Source organism: Sphingomonas plantiphila, assembly GCF_046000505.1.
GTDB lineage: Bacteria > Pseudomonadota > Alphaproteobacteria > Sphingomonadales > Sphingomonadaceae > Sphingomonas > Sphingomonas plantiphila.
In genome coordinates, this window is sequence record NZ_JBELQC010000002.1 from 189,543 (window position 1) to 207,578 (window position 18,036).

23 protein-coding genes and 1 tRNA gene are annotated in these 18,036 nt (G+C 66.0%); 11 read left to right on the forward strand and 13 right to left on the reverse strand.

Annotated elements, in window-relative coordinates; genetic code table 11:
* Positions 1-12: 12 nt before the first annotated feature.
* The 3 genes from ABS767_RS13045 to katE all read right to left on the reverse strand — a co-directional run bounded on the left by ABS767_RS13045 (position 13) and on the right by katE (position 3,177).
* The gene (locus ABS767_RS13045; RefSeq protein ID WP_408079032.1) at positions 13-198 is read right to left on the reverse strand and encodes a hypothetical protein; all 186 of its coding nucleotides are present in this window, start codon (positions 196-198) and stop codon (positions 13-15) included.
* 13 nt (positions 199-211) lie between these two features.
* Complete coding sequence (locus tag ABS767_RS13050) at positions 212-928, reverse strand: Crp/Fnr family transcriptional regulator (RefSeq protein WP_408079034.1); 717 nt, start codon at positions 926-928, stop codon at positions 212-214.
* Positions 929-999: 71 nt separating this feature from the next.
* On the reverse strand, positions 1,000-3,177 hold the full coding sequence (katE, locus tag ABS767_RS13055; RefSeq protein WP_408079036.1) for a catalase: 2,178 nt from the start codon (positions 3,175-3,177) through the stop codon (positions 1,000-1,002).
* A gap of 341 nt (positions 3,178-3,518) precedes the next feature.
* Here katE and ABS767_RS13060 point away from each other — a divergent pair, with 341 nt between their 5' ends.
* Together ABS767_RS13060 and ABS767_RS13065 are read left to right on the forward strand one after the other, a co-directional pair.
* On the forward strand, positions 3,519-4,073 hold the full coding sequence (locus ABS767_RS13060) for a PRC-barrel domain-containing protein (protein ID WP_456293443.1): 555 nt from the start codon (positions 3,519-3,521) through the stop codon (positions 4,071-4,073).
* Entirely contained in the window at positions 4,070-7,189 is a 3,120-nt protein-coding gene (locus ABS767_RS13065; RefSeq protein WP_408079040.1) for a helicase-related protein, read from the forward strand. Before ABS767_RS13060 ends, ABS767_RS13065 begins: the two co-directional genes overlap by 4 nt.
* Before the next feature lie 164 nt (positions 7,190-7,353).
* Here the strand turns inward: ABS767_RS13065 and ABS767_RS13070 are convergent, their stop codons facing one another.
* Positions 7,354-8,247: a LysR family transcriptional regulator gene (locus tag ABS767_RS13070; protein ID WP_408079042.1), complete on the reverse strand. Its 894-nt coding sequence runs from the start codon at positions 8,245-8,247 to the stop codon at positions 7,354-7,356.
* 164 nt (positions 8,248-8,411) lie between these two features.
* On the opposite strand from ABS767_RS13070, the gene ABS767_RS13075 reads away from it, so the two are divergent.
* The 4 genes from ABS767_RS13075 (at position 8,412) to ABS767_RS13090 (ending at position 11,387) form a co-directional block, all read left to right on the forward strand.
* The gene (locus ABS767_RS13075; protein WP_408079044.1) at positions 8,412-9,080 is read left to right on the forward strand and encodes a glutathione S-transferase family protein; all 669 of its coding nucleotides are present in this window, start codon (positions 8,412-8,414) and stop codon (positions 9,078-9,080) included.
* A 55-nt stretch (positions 9,081-9,135) separates the two neighbouring features.
* Positions 9,136-9,945, forward strand: coding sequence for an SDR family NAD(P)-dependent oxidoreductase (locus ABS767_RS13080; protein WP_408079046.1), 810 nt, complete (start codon positions 9,136-9,138; stop codon positions 9,943-9,945).
* A 128-nt stretch (positions 9,946-10,073) separates the two neighbouring features.
* Entirely contained in the window at positions 10,074-10,823 is a 750-nt protein-coding gene (locus ABS767_RS13085) for an SDR family NAD(P)-dependent oxidoreductase (protein WP_408079048.1), read from the forward strand.
* Between the two features lie 285 nt (positions 10,824-11,108).
* The gene (locus ABS767_RS13090) at positions 11,109-11,387 is read left to right on the forward strand and encodes a glutathione S-transferase family protein (RefSeq protein WP_408079050.1); all 279 of its coding nucleotides are present in this window, start codon (positions 11,109-11,111) and stop codon (positions 11,385-11,387) included.
* Positions 11,388-11,639: 252 nt separating this feature from the next.
* Here ABS767_RS13090 and ABS767_RS13095 read toward each other — a convergent pair.
* Positions 11,640-11,714: transfer RNA gene (locus ABS767_RS13095), tRNA-Glu, on the reverse strand.
* Between the two features lie 110 nt (positions 11,715-11,824).
* On the opposite strand from ABS767_RS13095, the gene ABS767_RS13100 reads away from it, so the two are divergent.
* The 5 genes from ABS767_RS13100 to ABS767_RS13120 all read left to right on the forward strand — a co-directional run bounded on the left by ABS767_RS13100 (position 11,825) and on the right by ABS767_RS13120 (position 14,651).
* The gene (locus tag ABS767_RS13100; RefSeq protein WP_408079052.1) at positions 11,825-12,361 is read left to right on the forward strand and encodes a J domain-containing protein; all 537 of its coding nucleotides are present in this window, start codon (positions 11,825-11,827) and stop codon (positions 12,359-12,361) included.
* Positions 12,358-12,663: a (2Fe-2S) ferredoxin domain-containing protein gene (locus ABS767_RS13105; RefSeq protein ID WP_408079054.1), complete on the forward strand. Its 306-nt coding sequence runs from the start codon at positions 12,358-12,360 to the stop codon at positions 12,661-12,663. Before ABS767_RS13100 ends, ABS767_RS13105 begins: the two co-directional genes overlap by 4 nt.
* 52 nt (positions 12,664-12,715) lie before the next feature.
* Positions 12,716-13,288, forward strand: coding sequence for a sigma-70 family RNA polymerase sigma factor (locus tag ABS767_RS13110; protein WP_408079056.1), 573 nt, complete (start codon positions 12,716-12,718; stop codon positions 13,286-13,288).
* Positions 13,281-14,015 carry an anti-sigma factor gene (locus tag ABS767_RS13115; RefSeq protein ID WP_408079058.1) on the forward strand — a complete coding sequence of 245 codons (735 nt, stop codon included), beginning with the start codon at positions 13,281-13,283 and terminating at the stop codon, positions 14,013-14,015. The genes ABS767_RS13110 and ABS767_RS13115 overlap by 8 nt, the downstream gene beginning before the upstream one ends.
* Positions 14,016-14,090: 75 nt before the next feature.
* Positions 14,091-14,651: a fasciclin domain-containing protein gene (locus ABS767_RS13120; RefSeq protein WP_408079059.1), complete on the forward strand. Its 561-nt coding sequence runs from the start codon at positions 14,091-14,093 to the stop codon at positions 14,649-14,651.
* A 108-nt stretch (positions 14,652-14,759) separates the two neighbouring features.
* On the opposite strand, the gene ABS767_RS13125 is transcribed toward ABS767_RS13120, so the two are convergent.
* From ABS767_RS13125 to ABS767_RS13160, 8 genes are all read right to left on the reverse strand, one after another.
* Positions 14,760-15,347, reverse strand: coding sequence for a PepSY domain-containing protein (locus tag ABS767_RS13125; RefSeq protein WP_408079061.1), 588 nt, complete (start codon positions 15,345-15,347; stop codon positions 14,760-14,762).
* Positions 15,348-15,464: 117 nt separating this feature from the next.
* Positions 15,465-16,094 carry a PepSY-associated TM helix domain-containing protein gene (locus ABS767_RS13130; protein WP_408079063.1) on the reverse strand — a complete coding sequence of 210 codons (630 nt, stop codon included), beginning with the start codon at positions 16,092-16,094 and terminating at the stop codon, positions 15,465-15,467.
* Positions 16,091-16,498 (reverse strand): SufE family protein, encoded by a 408-nt coding sequence (locus ABS767_RS13135; RefSeq protein WP_408079065.1) that lies wholly within the window; start codon positions 16,496-16,498, stop codon positions 16,091-16,093. The genes ABS767_RS13130 and ABS767_RS13135 overlap by 4 nt, the downstream gene beginning before the upstream one ends.
* A gap of 171 nt (positions 16,499-16,669) precedes the next feature.
* Positions 16,670-16,915: a hypothetical protein gene (locus tag ABS767_RS13140; protein WP_408079067.1), complete on the reverse strand. Its 246-nt coding sequence runs from the start codon at positions 16,913-16,915 to the stop codon at positions 16,670-16,672.
* 28 nt (positions 16,916-16,943) lie between these two features.
* A complete protein-coding gene (locus ABS767_RS13145) occupies positions 16,944-17,210 on the reverse strand; it encodes a hypothetical protein (RefSeq protein WP_408079069.1) in 267 nt (88 codons plus the stop codon).
* Between the two features lie 45 nt (positions 17,211-17,255).
* Positions 17,256-17,384, reverse strand: a complete 129-nt coding sequence (locus ABS767_RS13150; protein WP_408079071.1) for a hypothetical protein — start codon at positions 17,382-17,384, stop codon at positions 17,256-17,258.
* A 26-nt stretch (positions 17,385-17,410) separates the two neighbouring features.
* A complete protein-coding gene (locus ABS767_RS13155) occupies positions 17,411-17,689 on the reverse strand; it encodes a hypothetical protein (protein WP_408079072.1) in 279 nt (92 codons plus the stop codon).
* Positions 17,690-17,699: 10 nt separating this feature from the next.
* The gene (locus ABS767_RS13160; RefSeq protein WP_408079074.1) at positions 17,700-18,020 is read right to left on the reverse strand and encodes a hypothetical protein; all 321 of its coding nucleotides are present in this window, start codon (positions 18,018-18,020) and stop codon (positions 17,700-17,702) included.
* Between the last annotated feature and the right edge of the window lie 16 nt (positions 18,021-18,036).

Sequence of the window (18,036 nt, forward strand, 5' to 3'; positions counted from 1 at the left end):
ACCGACGCCTGATCAGCTTTCGGAAAGCTGCCGCGCGGCGGCATCGGCGGCCGCGATCAGGCTTTCTCCGGTCTGCCGCGCCGCGCCGATGGTCAGCGTGATGGCGATGCCGTCGGGTCCGTCGAGGACGACATGCCCCTCTTCGGCGCTGGCGACGCCGGGACTTTTGAACGGCTCTGTGGCGGGCTCCTCGGTCATGACCGGCTTCCTTTCATCGGGGGGTGTCGAGATAGAGATAATCGGGGTCGAAATCCCCCCGCCTGGCGAGACCTTCGCTGTCCATGATCTCGACCAGTGCGGATTTGAGGATGCACAGGCCGGCTTCGCGCAACTGGCGGATCGCGCGGTTGGTATGGACCGTGGTCAGCCCGCAGACCTCGGCGATGTCCGTCTGCGTGAGCCCGAGCGCGAACCGCCGCCCGTCGCTCAGTCCCACCGCGCGCAGTCGCGCGTTGGTTTCGCTCAGGAAATGCGCGACCCGACCGACTGCATCGAGCCGTCCCAGCCGGAACAGCCACGCCCGGTGCAGCGCGGCATCGAGCAGCGTGGCAAACCACAGCTTGCGTGCAAATTCCTCGCGCCCGGCAAGAATCTCCTGCAGCGCATCATGCGGCACGATTGCAACGGTCGCCGCCGTCAGTGTGCCGATGCTGTGGTCCAGGCGATGCATCGGATAGGCGTGGAGATCGACGAACTCGCCGGCGACATGGACCGCGACCAGCTGGCGCAACCCCCGCTGGTCGTCGATGTAGCGCGACATCATTCCGTCGACGAGAAGGGTGCTGATGCCGACCACTTCTCCGGCACGCACCAAGGTCGTACGCGGTTCGAGCGTGCGCACTTCGCTGATCGCCGATTCCAGCAGCGCGCGTTCCTCGGCAAGCAGCGCGACCCCGCGGCGGTTGGCAAGGAAACGGTCGGTGAACATGGACGATCAGCTCTCCTGAAGCTTCGGGTCCCGGTTGAACCCGCCAAGCCGTCGCGCGATCCAGGAAACGCTCAATCGGAATCCGAATCGAGGTCGACCAGCGGCTCGCGATCCCAGAATCGCAGCGATGCCAGCGCCTCGACAAACCGCTTGGCGTCCGCCTTGGTCTTGAGCGCCAGGCAGCCGTCGTCGAGATCGTCGGCAAGGCCGGCCTTCTCCATCAGCGGCTTGGTCTCTTCGGACAGGCCGATGAACTTGCAATGGGCGAAGGCGTCGGTCACGAAATCCTTCGCCGCGGCATCGGTCGCGAGCATGCTGGCCCCCTCCGGCGACGCGATCACCGCGACGGCATCGTACAGCACCGAAGGGCCGCCATCGATCTTCTGCTGGGCGGGCAGCAGCGTTCCGTCCGAAAGCGTGGCGCCGCCGACCTTCGGCGCGATGATCTCGCACATCGCATCGGCGCTCTCCACTGCTGCGACCAGCGCGTTGACCAGTCCCGCATCGGCACCATCAGTGACGAGCAGGCCGAGCTTGCGACCGGCAAAGCGCTCCGGTCCGTTCTTGACGATACTGAGCGCGTCGGAGGGGGCGAGGTCCTCGATCGTCGGGCGTGCAGCCTGCGCCGGTTCGGGCAACTCCAGCCCCAGCCCATCGGCGACGGTAGCGGCCAGATCGCCATCGATGTTCCGCACGTGCGATACCATCCGCGATCGGATGTCGGGCCGTTCGACCTTGGAGAGTTCGAACACCAGCGCGTCCCCGATATGTTTCTGTTCGATCGGTGTCTGGCTCACATAGAATTGGCGAGCCTGGCTGTAATGGTCGGCAAAGCTTTCGGGCCGGATGCGCAGCTTGTCGCCGTCGGGCGCTTCCTGAAAGCTGCGGAAGTCCCGCTTTGGATCTTCGCGCGGCCCGCCCTGCGCCGGACCCCAGCTGTTGGGTTCGTAGTTGGCGCGGCCGACGGGGTTGCGCATTGCCATATGCCCGTCCTGCTGGAAATGCGCGAAGGGGCAGCGCGGGGCGTTGATCGGCAGATGCGTGAAGTTGGGCGACCCCAGCCGCTTTAGCTGGGTGTCGAGATAGGAGAAATTGCGACCCTGGAGCAGCGGATCGTTGGTGAAATCGATCCCGGGCACGATATTCTGCGTGCAGAACGCCACCTGCTCGGTCTCGGCGAAGAAATTGTCGACCAGCCGGTCGAGAACGAGCCGTCCGACGATGCGGATCGGCACGGCTTCCTCGGGAATCAGCTTGGTCGCGTCGAGCACGTCGAACGCGAAGCTGTCGGCGAAGTCCTGGTCGAACAGCTGGACGCCCAATTCCCATTCGGGGAAATCGCCCGCCTCGATCGCCGCCCACAGGTCGCGGCGGTGAAAGTCGGGATCGGCGCCGTTGATCTTGACCGCCTCGTTCCACGCGACCGATTGCAGCCCCAGCTTGGGCTTCCAGTGGAATTTGACGAAGGTCGACTTGCCGTCGGCATCGACCAGCCGGAAGGTGTGGACTCCGAACCCCTCCATGAAGCGGAACGAGCGCGGGATCGTCCGGTCCGACATGATCCACATCACCATGTGCATCGATTCGGGGCTGAGGCTGATGAAGTCCCAGAAATTGTCGTGTGCGGTCTGCGCCTGGGGGAAGGCGCGATCGGGCTCGGGCTTTGCGGCGTGGATGAGATCCGGGAACTTCATCGCATCCTGGATGAAGAACACCGGAATGTTGTTCCCGACGAGATCCCAGTTACCCTCCTTGGTGTAAAGCTTGACCGCGAAGCCGCGGACATCGCGGGCGAGGTCCGCCGAACCCTTCGATCCCGCCACCGTCGAGAAGCGGACGAATGCCTCCGTCCGTTCGCCGACCCGCTGGAAGATATCCGCGCGAGTGACGTCGGCAAGGCTGTCGGTCAGTTCGAAATAGCCGTGCGCGCCATAGCCGCGCGCGTGGACGACGCGCTCGGGGATGCGCTCATGGTCGAAGTGGAACATCTTCTCGCGGAAGTGGAAGTCCTCCAGCAGCGAGGGGCCGCGCGCGCCCTGCTTGAGGCTGTTCTGGTCGTCGCTGACCGGCACGCCCTGGGCAGTGGTGAGCACGGCGACCTCGCCCCCCGCGATCTGGCGTGTCTCGCCGCCTTCGCCCTGCGGCTCAGCGAAGCGGTCCGACAGCGCGGGTCCCTCGGCCGGCTCGGCTTTGGCAGCAGCGGATTTCGCCTTGGGGTCGACTTTGGGCGTGCGGGGGGATTTGGCCATGGTTCGCTCCTGGTTACGGAAAGGCCCGGGCGATCACCTCGTGTCCCACCCAGCTCGAAGCGAACGACTGGCGACCGGGCAAGTTGCCTGGTTCAAAGGCACATTAACAATTATCGACCTGTTTTTCCGGAGGCGCAGGTAGATCGAAAAGCCTTGCCGCCCTTCCGCGATGCGCGCCGCGCGGCCCTGAGAGCCTCGCCGATCATCGAAATCTTTTTTCCTCCACGCGTCCCCCGCCGCGCTGACGCGTTAGCGCCATCCGGACGGCCAGCGACGTCCGGTCTGTTCGAGTGGAGGATGCGATGGAAGAGATTGCCGGCTGGGTAGCCCCGATCGCGACGATGGTCGCCGCGATGATGACCGCGGCCAATCTCGGCGCGCGGGTGACCGGCTGGGGCTTTGTCGTGTTCACCATCGGCTCGGTCGGATGGATGCTGGTCGGCGCGTCGACGGGCCAGTCGAACCTGCTCGCCACCAATGCCTTCCTGACGCTGGTCAACGGCGTCGGGATCTGGCGCTGGCTCGGCCGCCAGGCGACCTATGAGGATGGCGGTACGAAGGCCAAGGAAACGAGCCGCCGGAGCGCCGCGCCCACGCTGTTCACCGCGACGGGAATCGCCGGCATGCCGGTCGTCGATTCGGCCGGGGAGGAACAGGGCAAGGCGGTCGAGGCGCTGGTCGAATGCGAGACCGGGGCGGTCAGCTATGTCGTCGTCGCGACGGGCGGCTTCGCCGGCGTGCAGGAAGCGCTTCGCGCCGTGCCGCGCGATGCGCTCGAATTCCATTGCGACAGGCTGGTGCTGCGCATGACCGCCGACCGGTTCGAGGCGCTGGACCCGCTCGATCACGGAGACTGGCCAGCCGAGGCCGCCGCGCCTGCGGGCGCGCGCCGATGATCGCGCAAATCGCGTTTCGCATCGCCGCCGCCCTGCACGACGGCGATCTCGTCTATCTTGCCGACGACGAACAGCAGGCGGAGCGGATCGCGGACGCTGTGCGGGGGCTCGTCCCGGCAGGACAGGTGATCTTCCTCCCCGCGAGCGACACATTGCCGGGCGATGTCGCGCCGCCTTCTCCCGAAAATGCCGGCCACCGCGTCGCGGCGCTTCGGGCATTGCGGCAGGCGCAGCAGCAGGCGGAGCGGGGACCGCTCGCCCTGATCCTGAGCGGCGAGGCCGCTGCCCGTCGCTACCCACCGCCTGACGCCTATGACGGCGCGCCGCCGACGCTGCGTCCCGGCGATGCGATCGACGTCGAGGCCTTCGCGGCGCAGGTCGAAACCCTTGGCTATTTCGCCGACGACCGCGTCGACGAGCCGGGCGAAGTCGCGATCCTGGGGGAGGTGATCGACATCTTCCCCGCCGATGCCGGACTTCCGGTACGGATCGAGGTCGCAGACGGTGCCATCGCCGCGCTGCGTTCCTACGATCCGCTTACCCAGCGTACCGTCGGTGAACTCGACCGTCTTGAGATCGGACATGCCGCCGAGCCGGCGCTTTCGGCCCCGGTCGCGATCCTCGCGCACCTTCGGCCCGCGCGAATCGCCCGTTCCGTCAAGGCCGACAAGCGGCGAAAACGCTTCATCCAGCTGGCGACCGAAACAGCAGGGCACGCAGGAGGCCGGATCGATGCCATCGACGACGCTGCCTGGGCACAGTCGCTCGCGACATGGCAGACCCTCGAGCTGGAAACAGCGGAGACCGAAATCCCCCGCTTTGCCGAGGCGCGGCGGCCCCTCGCGGCCTTCACGCGCTTCGTACAGCCGTTGCTCGAAAGCCGGGCGCTGGTGCTGGCGGGAAGCACGCGAGACCTGCGTTTCCTGCGCACGAAGGTCGCGCAGCGGTTGAAGGTCGATCTGGCGCACTGCGATGACCGCGCCGCGATCGAAGCGCTTGACGCCGGTGCGGCCGCGACGATCGTTATGCCCGTCGATCGCGGCTTCGTCGACGCGCGGCTGGTGGTCGTCGCGGCTGCCGACATCCTCGGCAGCCGCGCACAGCTCGACGATGCGCCCGTCGCCTCCGTAGACCTGCTCACCGGCGCAGGCGCCGATATCCGCGTCGGCGATATCGTGGTGCACGAGGACCATGGCGTCGCGCGGATCGCCGGTCTCGCTCCGGCGCCGGAGGGCAGCGAAGGCGGCGAACTGATCGCGCTCGAATATGCCGGCGGCGCGCGCCGGCTGGTCGCGGTCGACGATGCCGACCGGATCTGGCGCTATGGCGCCAACGACGAAGCCGTCTCGCTGGACAAGCTCGACGGGTCGTCATGGATAAAGCGTCGCGCGGTGATCGACGCGGCGATCAACGAGAGCGCGCGCGGTCTCGCGCGGCTCGCCGAAGCGCGCGCCGGGCTTGAGGCACCGGCAATCGATCCCGATCCGGCCACCTATGAGCGGTTCGCCAACGGCTTTGCGTACACCGAAACCGCAGATCAGGCGCGTGCGATCGGCGCGGTGCGCACCGACCTGGCCAGCGGCAAGCCGATGGACCGGCTCATCGTCGGCGATGTCGGCTATGGCAAGACCGAGGTCGCGCTGCGTGCCGCCGCGCTGGCCGCGCTGGCGGGCTATCAGGTGGTCGTCGCAGCTCCCACAACCGTGCTGGTCCGCCAGCATCTCGAAAGCTTCATGCAGCGGTTCGAAGGCACGGACATTCGCGTCGCCGGCCTCTCGCGCCTCTCGACCGCGGCGGAGAAGAAGGCAGTGAAGGCCGGGCTTGCCGATGGCTCGATCGGAATCGTCGTCGGTACCGGCGCGGTGATGGGCAAGGGCGTGCACTATGCAAAGCTGGGCCTGGTCGTGATCGACGAGGAACAGCGGTTCGGCGCCGCCGACAAGGCGCGCCTGCGTGGATCGGGGGAGACGCACCTCCTCACGCTGAGCGCCACCCCGATCCCGCGCACCCTGCAGATGGCGTTGGTGGGGCTGCAGCAGGTCTCGGTGATCGTCACCCCGCCGACGCGCCGCCAGCCGATCCGCACCAGTCTCGATCAGTATGACGACGCGCGGATCCGAACGGCGCTGCGGCGCGAGAAAAGTCGCGGGGGCCAAAGCTTCGTCGTCGTGCCGCGGATCGAGGACATGGCCCCGCTTGCCGAAAAGCTGCGCCGGATCGCACCCGAACTGACGCTGGTCGAGGCGCATGGCAAGATGCCCGCGGCCGAGATCGACGAGGCGATGGTGCGCTTCGCGGGCGGTGCCGGCGACATCCTCCTTGCCACCAACATCATCGAGGCCGGGCTCGACGTGCCGCGCGCGAACACGATGATCGTGTGGCGCGCCGACCGGTTCGGTCTGGCTCAGTTGCATCAGCTGCGCGGGCGCGTCGGCCGCGGCAATCGGCGCGGGCAGGTGATCCTGCTCACCCAGGGCGAGGACGCGATCGGCGCGCGGACGCTGAAGCGCCTGCGCGCGCTGGCGGCGCATGATCGGCTGGGCGCGGGATTCGACATCAGCGCCGCGGATCTCGACATGCGCGGGGCGGGCGATCTGCTGGGCGACGATCAGGCAGGGCACATGACGCTGATCGGTACCCAGCTCTATCAATATCTGCTGGGCGCGGCGCTGCGGTCGGTCCGCGGCGAGCCCGTCGAACGGTGGGCGCCCGAACTGCATATTGGCGAGGCCGGCTGCCTGCCCGAGCATTGGATCCCGGAGCCCGATGCGCGGCTGAACCTCTATGTCCGGCTCGCGCGCATCGAGGAGGAAGGCGACCTCGACGCCTTCGAAGAGGAACTGCTCGACCGGTTCGGGCCCTTGCCGCCCCAGGCAGAGCGGCTCGTCGCACGCGCGCGCATTCGACGTGCCGCCCGTGCACTCGGCATCCTGCGGATCGACGCCGGGCCTGCCGCGATCGCCCTTACCCCGCGCGCCGGGTTTGAGGGCAATACCAAGGCCGCCGGACTGAAGCCGCGCAACGGACGGCTAATCCTCGCGGAAGCGACCGAGGACGCGGATCGCAGCGCGCGTATCCAGGCATTGCTCGATACCCTGGAGGCGGCCAAGGACTGACGCGGTGCGGGAGCGGCGGCCCGCCGCAGTGGCGCGTCCCCTAAAGTCGCGGACGTCTTTTGCTACGCCGCCAGCTGTCCCCCCAACGATGCTATGTCGGGAAAGGCGGCATATGCCAGAAATATGGGACGCTCCTTTGGCGACGGCGGCACCTCGCCGAGGCGCTATGGTTTGCTTAGTGCTTCTGCGAGGTGATCCACGATCGCCCTGACCTTTGCTGACAGCTTGGGACCAGCCGGAAAGATGGCGTGGACCTCGGCTGGGGCGAGCTGCCAGGCCTCGAGCAATTGGGTGAGCTGCCCGCTTCGCAGTTCCTCGCCGGCCATGATGCGGGTCGCGAGCGCGATGCCCATGCCCGCAACTGCCGCTGCCAGCACGCCCGGCGCTGAGTTGATCGAGAGCCTCGCGGAAACGTCAACGGCAGCAACAGTTTGACCGTGCGTGAAGCGCCAGCTCTCGCGACCGAACAGGCCGTGCTGGATGATGCAGGCATGTTTTGCAAGTTCGACCGGATCGGCTGGCGAACCGTGCATACGCAGGTAGGACGGTGCCGCAACCACCAGCCGTTCGATCAAAGCCAATCTACGGGCACCGAAGTTGGAATTATCCAGCTGTCCGACGCCTACCCGTATGGCAATATCCACGCCGTCCGTGACGAGGTTCTGGCGTGTGTCGCTCATGACAATCTCGACGCGAAGGTCAGGATGCCGCGCTAAAAAGGGTGCCACGGCCGGGATGATCGCCCGCGTGCCGTACATTACGGGCATCGCCAGGCGGATGACCCCGTGCAGCGAATCCAGCCCACGGGTCGCCTGCTCGGCCTCCTCCATTTCTGCAAGCAGACGTCGCGCGCGCTCCAGATACAGGGCACCAGCCTCCGTGAGGGAGACGCTCCGTGTAGTGCGCAGCAGCAGCGTCGTGCCCAGCCTCGCCTCCAACGCACTGACGATCCGAGATACCGATGGTTGCGAGAGGCTTAGTTCGCGCGCTGCGCGCGAGAGGCTGCCGCATTCGGCCACGCGGGCAAACACGGTCATCTCCTGCCAACGATCACTCATTCGAATTCCGGATATATGTTGTCCGCGGATGACCCGTACACAAACATTTGCGGATAGCATAGCTGGAGGCAAGCCGGTCGGATAGCCAGGGCCCATTTTCGATGCGTGACCCGATGAACCCGCACCGCCGATTGTATTTGCCTCTCTTCGAAGGACTGTTTCCAATGTCGATCAAGATCTATGGCGATCCCGGTTCGGGCAGCCTGCGCCGTGTCACCTCCGCCGCGGCGATTATGAACGTCCCCATTGAGCGGGTGAACATCGACCTGTTCAAGGGCGAGAGTCACACGCCCGACTTCCTGAAGCTGAACCCTCACGGTCTGTCTCCCGTCATGGTAGATGGCGATGTCGTCCTGTACGAAGCCTCCGCGATCAACCTCTACCTTGCGGACAAAGCGGGCGGTCAGCTGCTTGGTGCCACGCCGCGCGAGCGCTACGAAGTGCTGCAATGGATGTTTTGGTCGGGCGAGCAATGGCGCGTCTTTGCGACCCTCACGTTCGACGAGCGCATCGGCAAGCGCTTTATGGGTCAGCCTGAGGATGAGAGCATCACAGCGCTGACGTTTGCCAAGATCCGCGCGGCAGCAGCCGTCCTCGATGCCCACTTGGCCGAGCGACAGTTCGTGGTCGGCGATAAGCTGACCTTGGCTGACATCGATATTGCTGCACCCTTCTCGCAGAACGAGCGGACCAAGGTGCCGTTCGATGAATATCCTAATCTCGTTGCCTGGCAGCAGCGCTTGCTCGCGACGGTGCCGGCTTGGGCAGAGACGAAGCGGGAAGTCGATGAACGCATCGATACTGCGCTCCAGGGTGCGGGCATCAGGCTGTGATGCGCGATCCCGTGCGCTTCATGCGCGCGCGGCAGGGAAGTGTAGGGACAAGCCCATGAAGATCGATCTGACCGGACGTGCCGCCATCATCACGGGGTCGACCGCGGGCATCGGCCGGGCGACGGAAGGTTTGGCACGGGCCGGCGCTGCGGTGATCGTCAACGGTCGCACGCAGGCCAGGGTCGACGCGGCCGTGCGTGAGATGCGTGCCGCTTTCCCTGGGAGCGATATTTCCGGCATCGCCGCTGATCTGTCGACCGCGGAGGGTGCAAGCGCCTTCGTCGCGGCAGCCCCGGAGGCTGACATCCTGGTGAACAACGTCGGTACGGCGTTTCTCCGGGACTATCAGGGCATCGACGACATCGCCGCAATCCCCGATGCCGATTGGCTGGGGTTGTTCCAGCTCAACGTGATGAGCGGTGTACGGCTCTCGCGTCACTATCTGACGCGCATGGTAGCCAGTGGCTGGGGCCGGGTTGTGTTCGTGAGCAGCGAATCCGCAGTGAACACGCCCAAGGAGATGCTCGATTACGGCGTGACCAAGACGGCACAGCTCGCCGTATCGCGCGGCCTGGCCGAGGCGGTTGCGGGCACGGGCGTCACGGTCAATGCCGTGCTTCCAGGACCGACCCGATCAGAGATCCTCGGTGACTATGTCGCGAAGCAGGCCAAAGCGAACGGCATCACACCCGGTCAAGCTGAACAGGAGTTCCTTCGAACGCTGCGCCCCACGACCTTGATCGGGCGCTTTGCCGCCACCGACGAAGTCGCCAACATGATTGTCTATGCCTGCTCGGACCAGGCGTCTGCGACCACAGGTGCGGCATTACGCGTCGATGGTGGTGTCGTGCGCTTCGTCGCCTGATCGCACCTCCCGCTCAAAGCGCCAATTAATTTCCGATCCGACACAGCGTCGCGTCGAACCGGCCCGTTACCCTGGCTGATTTCGACTGACTTAGTGAAGCGACGACCATTCATTACAGGAGAAACACCATGTCCAAGCTCAACGGGAAGATCGCAGTCATCACGGGCGGTAGCAGCGGTATTGGCTTCGCAACCGCCCGACGCTTTGTCGATGAAGGCGCCTACGTGTTCATCACAGGCCGCCGCATGTCCGAACTTGAGAAAGCCCGGGACGCGATCGGCCGCGACGTTTCAATCATTCGCAGCGATGTCGCTAACCTCGACGAACTCGACGCGGTGTTCGCCCAGGTTAAGGCCGAGAAGGGCGTCATAGACATTGTCGTCGCGAACGCTGGGTTCGTCGAACAGTCACCGATTGAAGCGGCCACTCCGGAGCATTTCGACCGGACGTTCGGCATTAACGTGCGCGGCGTGTTCTTCACCGTGCAGAAGGCGCTGCCCCTGATGACCCGCGGCGGTTCAATCGTGCTTGTGGCGTCCGGATTGCACCTGAAAGGGTTTCCTGCCCACTCGACCTACTCCGCCAGCAAGGCAGCGGTACGCTCGCTGTCGCGGACCTTGGCGGCAGAACTAAAGGATCGTGGCATTCGCGTGAACACGCTGTCCCCCGGTGCAGTCGACACGCCTATCATCGAGAGCCAGTTCGAGACTCAGGAAGAGGCGGATGGTGCGCGCACGGCTTATGCCCAGATCACGCCGCTTGGACGCCTGGGCAGGCCGGAAGAGATGGCTGCTGCGGCGCTGTTCTTGGCGTCCGATGAAAGCAGCTTCTCTACCGGTACTGATCTGATTGCAGATGGTGGGATTACGCAGCTTTAGACCTGCCCGGGCGCGGGGCCTTCATCTCGATCCGAACCCGGAAGGCGAATGGCCGGCGCCGATACTAAGCCGGTAGATGCGACAGGACGACGATGGAGCACGAACTGTTCTGGATTAGCGTTAGCGCCTACCGGCGGAGGCAAAGCTTGCGCTCGAATACAAGCGCGTGCCCTAGATATCTCACCTCATGGATGGCCAACCAAGAGCATCGTTTACGCGGTAAGGTGCCAGTCCTTAGAGCGGGCGACACCGCACTATACGAGTCCGTCGCGATCATTGCCCCTGTTGGGCCGCACCGTAGATGAGCATGGCCGCATCTGGCAGCGGGTGAACGAATTCGAAAACTACGTACGGGATCTGCTCGATGTGGCGATCATTCCCCCGCTACTGCGCGGCCATGCCAATGACGATCCGGAGGCGAAGCGCACTTACGCCGTCAGAGTGTTCGCCGCACTTGGCTGGATGGGCCAGGCTTCATCGGATGCACCGTACATCGCCGGCGACAGGATTACTGGCGCGGACATCGTGGCAGCGCCGCCTCATCGAACGGCGGCTTCGTCCTAACTTCTGCCGTTTAGGGCTCGGTCATGGGCGAGATGAACGAATGGCGGCTTCCGGGATCGATGGCGGATCGGTCGAATGACCGAAATTGGGGCGCGACTCAGACATTAGCGGCACGCTGACGAGGTGGACAACCCGGCCGCTGGTCATGAACAATCCGTGAAAATCCGCCGGTTTCCGACTGCGGTTTTGCAGTAAATTTGCAGTAAGTTGCAAATTCACGCAGATATTTTCCGGCTAAGTCATTGAAATCGCTGGTGACCCCTACGAGAATCGAACTCGTGTTTTCGCCGTGAGAGGGCGACGTCCTGACCGCTAGACGAAGGGGCCGTATCAGCGGAAGCGGCGCCTTTAGTCGGGGGCGGGCGGGGCGTCAAGCGTTGCGGCGAAATCGCGCCGCGGGCTGGTGTTTGGCGTATCGGATGCCTATTTGGCGTCGCATGGCGCGTTCGACCCGATCGATGGACTGGGGCTTCCCCCGCTGGCGGCCCTATGGCAGCGAGCGTGAGGCGGTGAAGGTGCGCCTGTGCGACCGGCACGGCTGCGATGCGCCGGGCGATCGGCCCGCGCCCAAATCGCCGAACAGCCCGGAACGCTGGTATTTCTGCGAGACGCATGCCGGCGAATATAACCGCAACTGGAACTACTTCGAAGGTCTGACGGCCGAGGAAGCCGCCGAGCGCGAGGCGCAGGAGCGCCGCGATGCCGGCGATTTCGCGGAAAGCCGGCACAATGAGTGGGCCGGGCCCGGCGATGGCAGCCGCTCGCGCGACGAGATGCGCGCGCTCGAGGTGCTGAAGCTCGATCCCGATGCCGATTTCGAAGCGGTGCGAACCGCATGGCGCCGTCTGGCGAAGGACAATCACCCCGATGTCCGCCCTGGCGATCCCGAAGCGGCGAAGCGGTTCCAGGCGATCCAGACCGCCTATGAGGTGCTTCGGGTCGCCGAGGAGCGCCGGCAATGGCGGCCTGATTGAAGGCGCGCGTCCGATCCAACTGGTCGAACGCGGTGCTGGTCTGCGCCAAATGCTCGAAGAAGCTGGACGGCGGGTTCGGACCGAAGGGCAAGCAGTCGCTCGGCAAGGCGCTGCGCAAGCATCTGCACCTGAAAAAGGGTCGCAAGGCGGGGGCAGGGGTTGTCGACGTCAAATGCCTCGGCATCTGTCCGCGCGGCGCGGTGACGGTGGTCAACGGCGCCGCCAGCCGCGAATGGCTGCTCGTCCCGGCAGGCGCGGATCTGGACGGCGTGGCCGACGCGTTGGGACTCGATCGCGACTGAACCCCGCGCGGCAGCGGCTTGCTCCGCGTCGCCAAGCGGCTAGACCTAGGATGTGTCACCGAATCCTCCCCTGGCCGATCTCGCTCGCGCCCGTCTCTCCGGCGCGCTGATCGCGGTCGGCCGCGGCGATCGCGCGGCGCTGGCGGAGGTCTATGCGCTCACATCTGCGAAGCTGTTCGGCATCTGCCTGCGTATCTGTCGCGACAGGGACGATGCGGAGGACGTGTTGCAGGCGGTGTACGTCAAGGTGTGGCAACGGGCCGGACGGTTCGATCCGGCGCGCGCGAGCCCGATCACATGGCTCGCGACAATCGCGCGCAACAGCGCGATCGACCGGCTTCGCGCCACTCCCGTCCGCAACGCCGCGCCGATCGAGGCGGCACAGCAGGTCCCGGACGAGCGTCCGCTCGCCGACAGCGTCATCGAGGAGGCCGAGCAGCAGCACCGGGTCCATCTCTGCATGAGCGAGCTGGAGGCGCGCGCCCGCGCCGCGATCAGCGCCGCGTTCTTCGGCGGCGCGACCTATGCGCAGCTCGCCGAGCGTGAAGCGGTACCGTTGGGCACGATGAAGACGTGGATCCGTCGCGGTCTGCTCCAGCTGCGCGCGTGTCTCGGCCGTGACTGATCCCGTGCCCCTGCCTGGCGATCGCGACCTCCTCGCCGCCGAGCTCGCGCTGGGCGTGCTCGAGGGCGACGATCTGGCCGCAGCGCAGCGGCAACGGCTCGCCGATCCGGCGTTTGCGGATGCGGTCGAGACTTGGGAGCAGTTGCTCGCGGGACTGGCGCTCGAGACGGTGGAGGAGGCGGTCCCGGTCGCGCTGTGGCAGCGCGTCGAGGCGGCGATTGCGGAAACCCCCGACACGGTCGCGTCGATCGTGCCGCTGCAGCGATTGCGCCGGTGGCAGTTCGGTGCCGGGGCGGCGGGTGCCGTCGCAGCCGCGCTGGCGATCCTGCTGATGCTTCCCCGCCCGGCGGTCGAGGGTCCGCCGCCCGATCGCACTCAGCCGGTCGCCTCCCGGCCCGCGATCGTGGCGCAACTGCGCGGCGAGGATGCGGGCCCGATCATCGCCGCGCGCTACGATCCCCAGACCGCACAGTTGCGTCTGGCCGTCGACGCGATGGGTGAAAGCGACCTGGCGCCCGAGCTGTGGGTCATTCCCGACGATGGCGTCCCGCGCTCGCTCGGCCTGATCGCTCCCACCGGCGATACGCAGCTGACCGTCGCGCAGGGCCATCGCACCATGATCCGGGACGGGGCGACTCTCGCCGTCACGATGGAGCCGCGCGCGTCCGCGCCTCACCAGGCACCCAGCAGCGCGCCGGTCGCCTCGGGAAAAATTTTCGGGATCTGACATCCGCAGCGCATCCCGCGCCGTAACTCCTGCACATCGAGCCAATCGATGAACCAAACGCAGGAGGAAAATCACATGAAATTCCGCGCCTCGTACTTCACAGTCGCTCTGGCCGGCGTCGCGCTCGCCGCGACCGGCACGATCGCTGCCGCCCCCGAAAACCCGATGGTCGGCGGCGCGGCGATGTATCCGACGAAGGACATTGTCGACAACGCCGTCCAGTCCAAGGATCACACGACGCTCGTCGCCGCGGTCAAGGCCGCCGGCCTGGTCGATACGCTCAAGTCGCCGGGACCGTTCACGGTCTTTGCGCCGACCAACGCGGCGTTCGCGAAGCTGCCCGCGGGCACCGTCGACACGCTGCTCAAGCCGGAGAACAAGGACACGCTGACCGCCGTCCTGACCTATCACGTGGTCCCCGGCACGATGACAGCCGCGCAGATCGCCGCGAAGGCCAAAGCCAATGGCGGAAAGATCATGCTCAAGACCGTACAGGGTGAGCAAATCACCCTGTCCAAGGGCATGGGCGGGTGGATCGTCACCGACGCCAAGGGTGGCACGTCGAAGATCACGATCGCCGACGTGATGCAGAAGAACGGCGTCATCCATGTCGTCGACACGGTGCTGATGCCCTGATCGAGCCCCTCCGCGCACGGAGCTTCCCGGTCCGTGCGCGGTCCCGCCGATGTGTCTCCCGTATCTTAGTGCATCGGCGGAAAGCCGCCCGCCCGGTCGTGTAGTGTCTCAGGCCGGGCGGGTTCGGTTCAGCCACCGCGCCGCCGCGGGCCAGCGCGGCAGCAACAGCCGGTCGAAGACGAACAGCGCGATCAGCGACACGGCGAGCATCGGCAGCAGCGCGGCAAGAAGCACCGTCAACGCGCCGACGACGCGCAACCGCGCAGTCTCCGGCCGTGGCGGGGCGCCGAGCGATCCGCCGGGGCGTCGACGCCACCACAGCACCGCGCCGCTGATCGCCAGCGTGATCAGGCCCATCGCGGTCAGCACTCCGACCAGCTGATTGATCCAGCCGAACAGCTGCCCCTCGTGCCACGCGATGCCGTAGCCGATCGCGCGGTCCACCACATGCTTGTCGGCAAAGCCGCTGCGCCCGGTCACCGCGCCGGTCGACGGGTCGAACGTCACCGTGCGGGCAATGGGCCGGTTTTGCGTCTCGCTCGACAGCTTCCACATCGTGCCGTTGGGCGGACCGAACCGCACGGGGGCACCCGGGGGCGACAGGATGGCGGGGGCGGGGACATGCTGCGCGCGGGCGCGTACCACCATTTCGGTCAGCGATTTGCCGGGGGGGTGCGGGGTCGTCGCCGCGCGCATCATCGCATCGTGATCGTGCTCGCCATGGACGTCGACGCCGCCTTTCCATTCCTGCGGGCCCTGTATCCAGCCGAGCTCGGCGCGGACGGCGCGAAACGCCGTTGCCCAGCCGTCGGTTCACGGCAGGCCGGAGAGGAGCAGGATCAGCGCCAGGCCCGAAACCCAGAACCCGGTCACCGCGTGCAGGTCGCGCCACACGATCCGCCCGCGTGCGGCGAGGCGGGGCCACAACACCCCCGCGAGACCCCGCCCGCGGGGCCACCAGAGATACAGGCCCGACAGGATCAGCAGGATCGCCCAGCTCGCCGCGGTTTCGACGAGCAAGCCGCCCCAGCTTCCGAGCAGAAGCGCGCCGTGAATGCGCGAAACGGTCGCGGCGATCCGCGCTTCGGGGTCCTGGATCGCGATCACGCGGCCCCGCGGCGATACCGCGACGTCGCGCATCGATCCATCGGCAAGGCCGACATGGATGACGGCGGCATCGCCAGCGGACTGCGGAATGCGATAGTTGTGAAAGGTCGCCCCCGGCACCGCGGCCAGCGCAGCGTCGCGCTGAAGATCGGGCGTTACCGCGCCCGCGACGGGCAAGCCGCGCCAGTCGCGTTCCTGCCAGGCATCGAGCTGGGGCTTGAACAGGTAGATCGCGCCGGTCAGCGCAAGCATCACGATGAACGGGACTACGAACAGTCCGGCGTAGAAATGCCACCGCCAGATCGTGCGATAAAGCCGACCGGCTTCGCGGCTCATCGCGCGTAGCGCTCGGCCGTCGCGCGGATCAATGCGATCATGTTGGGAATGCCCTGGGTCCGGTTCGAACTCAGCTGGTTGCGCAGGTCGAACGGAGCCAGCGCAGCTTCGATATCGATGGCGCTGATTTCGGCGGGCGTGCGGTCCTGCACGGTGAGCAGGACGAGCGCGATGATCCCCTTGGTGATCGCTGCATTGCTGTCCGCGAGGAAATGCAGCGTGCCGTCGTCACCCGCCATCGGATAGACCCACACCGCCGCCGAACAGCCGCGCACCAGTGTCGCATCGGTCTTGAGCGCGTCGGGCATCGGCTCGAGCGCCTTGCCGAGATCGATCAGGAGCCGATAGCGATCATCGGCGTCGAGAAATTCATAATCGTCGGCAAGGTCGGTTAGCGTGGCCATGGCCGCGCCCCTTAGCGGCGTCGGCCGGTCGCGTCACCCCGAACATTGGCGGCAAAGTGCATCGGCGGTTCGCACTAGCCCTGAGGGCTGGAGCGGGAGCGGCGTCTGCAGCAGCCGCTCCCGACGCAGATCGGTGGAGCCTCCCAACCCCGGACCGGTCTGCGTTTCGGATCAGAGGTCGACGCCGGCGGCGATCGCCTCGAGCTTGCGGATCCGTTCCTTGAGATCGGCGATCTCGATCCGCGCGCCGGCATTGCTCGGCGCGGAGTGGCTCGTTTCGCTCTGATGCGTCAGGCTCAGTTCCTGGCGCTTGAGCGAGAGCCAGCCGCGCCATCCGGCAAGGCCCGCTGCGGTGACCATGCCGATGCCGGCAAGCGTGGCGGTGGCCATGACCATGTAGAAATTGGGGTCGCTCATCACATCCTCCTCCGGCGTGGGCCAGGGTTCAGTTGCGGTCGTCGCGCAGCTTTTCGATCTCGCGATCGAGGCTGACGCTCGAATGGTTGTCGGTGATCACGCGCTCCAGCACCGCGATGCGGTCCTTGAGCGTGCGGATTTCGTCCTGGAGGCGCCGGGCTTCGGCCCCTGCGGCGCGATCGTTCGCGAAATGCTCGTTGCCGTGGCGATCGCGGCGGATGCCCATTTTCGCGCGAACGATATTCCCTACGGTGACGATCAGTACGATCGCGACGACCATGGGTGCCCAGTCCATCAATGCCTCCCTCTATCGTGCGTGCCACGGCGTGGCACAATCTTCCTATTCGGCTGCCTGGGCGGCCTGGTTCGCCTGCCGCTCGGCGCGGCGGACGGGGCGGTCGCGCATCTCGGTCATCGTGACGCCGATCGCGCCGATCACGCCCAGCACCGCGAAAAATCCGATCAACATTGCTTCTACTCCCTCACAAATTCGGTTCAGTTCACCGGCCGGTCGTCGCGCAGCCGTTCGATTTCGTCGGCAAGATCGGTTCCCTTGTCGGTCGCGATCCGCTCCAGCACCCGCACCCGCTGTTCCAGCCGCTCGGTATGGGCGGCATATTGCGCCGCCTTTTCCGCAGTCTGGTTGTTGAGCGCTTCGGCCATCTTTTCCTTATGCTTCAGCCAGCGGCGGAACATGTCGGAGCCGATGCCGGCAATGACGGGGATGCCCACGACGATCATGAAAAATCCGAGTACCAGAACGGTTCTGTCCATCGGTCGGCCCTCAGTTCTTGGCGATCCGCAGCGATTCGATCTCGCGATCCAGTGCATGGCTGCTGTCGGTCACGATGCGTTCGACATTGGCGAGGCGATCCTTGACCGATCCCAGCTCGGCGCGCAGCTGCGCATTCTCCTGGCTGATCAGCTTGATCCGTTCGGCCATTTCCTGGTCGGTCTTGGGATAGACCGCCTGGCCCCAGGCCCCGTCGAGCGGGTAGCCGTTCTTGATGCGGAGCCAGGTGGTGAACATCCAGCCGATCATTCCGGCCACGCCGACGATCGCGATCGTGGGGGCCAGTGCGCTGAAGAATTGCAGTTTTTCCATGTCTCTCGTCCTTCGG

Bases quoted from the DNA above. Each gene is read 5' to 3' on its own strand.
- ABS767_RS13130 (WP_408079063.1), bottom strand. From the start codon at position 16,094: ATGAGCCGCGAAGCCGGTCGGCTTTATCGCACGATCTGGCGGTGGCAT.
- ABS767_RS13045 (WP_408079032.1), bottom strand. From the start codon at position 198: ATGACCGAGGAGCCCGCCACAGAGCCGTTCAAAAGTCCCGGCGTCGCC.
- ABS767_RS13120 (WP_408079059.1), top strand. From the start codon at position 14,091: ATGAAATTCCGCGCCTCGTACTTCACAGTCGCTCTGGCCGGCGTCGCG.
- ABS767_RS13150 (WP_408079071.1), bottom strand. From the start codon at position 17,384: ATGTTGATCGGATTTTTCGCGGTGCTGGGCGTGATCGGCGCGATCGGC.
- ABS767_RS13085 (WP_408079048.1), top strand. From the start codon at position 10,074: ATGTCCAAGCTCAACGGGAAGATCGCAGTCATCACGGGCGGTAGCAGC.
- ABS767_RS13100 (WP_408079052.1), top strand. From the start codon at position 11,825: ATGGCGCGTTCGACCCGATCGATGGACTGGGGCTTCCCCCGCTGGCGG.
- ABS767_RS13080 (WP_408079046.1), top strand. From the start codon at position 9,136: ATGAAGATCGATCTGACCGGACGTGCCGCCATCATCACGGGGTCGACC.
- ABS767_RS13145 (WP_408079069.1), bottom strand. From the start codon at position 17,210: ATGGACTGGGCACCCATGGTCGTCGCGATCGTACTGATCGTCACCGTA.
- ABS767_RS13065 (WP_408079040.1), top strand. From the start codon at position 4,070: ATGATCGCGCAAATCGCGTTTCGCATCGCCGCCGCCCTGCACGACGGC.
- ABS767_RS13125 (WP_408079061.1), bottom strand. From the start codon at position 15,347: ATGCGCGCGGCGACGACCCCGCACCCCCCCGGCAAATCGCTGACCGAA.
- ABS767_RS13160 (WP_408079074.1), bottom strand. From the start codon at position 18,020: ATGGAAAAACTGCAATTCTTCAGCGCACTGGCCCCCACGATCGCGATC.
- ABS767_RS13135 (WP_408079065.1), bottom strand. From the start codon at position 16,498: ATGGCCACGCTAACCGACCTTGCCGACGATTATGAATTTCTCGACGCC.
- ABS767_RS13075 (WP_408079044.1), top strand. From the start codon at position 8,412: ATGTCGATCAAGATCTATGGCGATCCCGGTTCGGGCAGCCTGCGCCGT.
- ABS767_RS13140 (WP_408079067.1), bottom strand. From the start codon at position 16,915: ATGAGCGACCCCAATTTCTACATGGTCATGGCCACCGCCACGCTTGCC.
- ABS767_RS13155 (WP_408079072.1), bottom strand. From the start codon at position 17,689: ATGGACAGAACCGTTCTGGTACTCGGATTTTTCATGATCGTCGTGGGC.
- ABS767_RS13060 (WP_456293443.1), top strand. From the start codon at position 3,519: ATGGTCGCCGCGATGATGACCGCGGCCAATCTCGGCGCGCGGGTGACC.
- katE (WP_408079036.1), bottom strand. From the start codon at position 3,177: ATGGCCAAATCCCCCCGCACGCCCAAAGTCGACCCCAAGGCGAAATCC.
- ABS767_RS13050 (WP_408079034.1), bottom strand. From the start codon at position 928: ATGTTCACCGACCGTTTCCTTGCCAACCGCCGCGGGGTCGCGCTGCTT.
- ABS767_RS13070 (WP_408079042.1), bottom strand. From the start codon at position 8,247: ATGAGTGATCGTTGGCAGGAGATGACCGTGTTTGCCCGCGTGGCCGAA.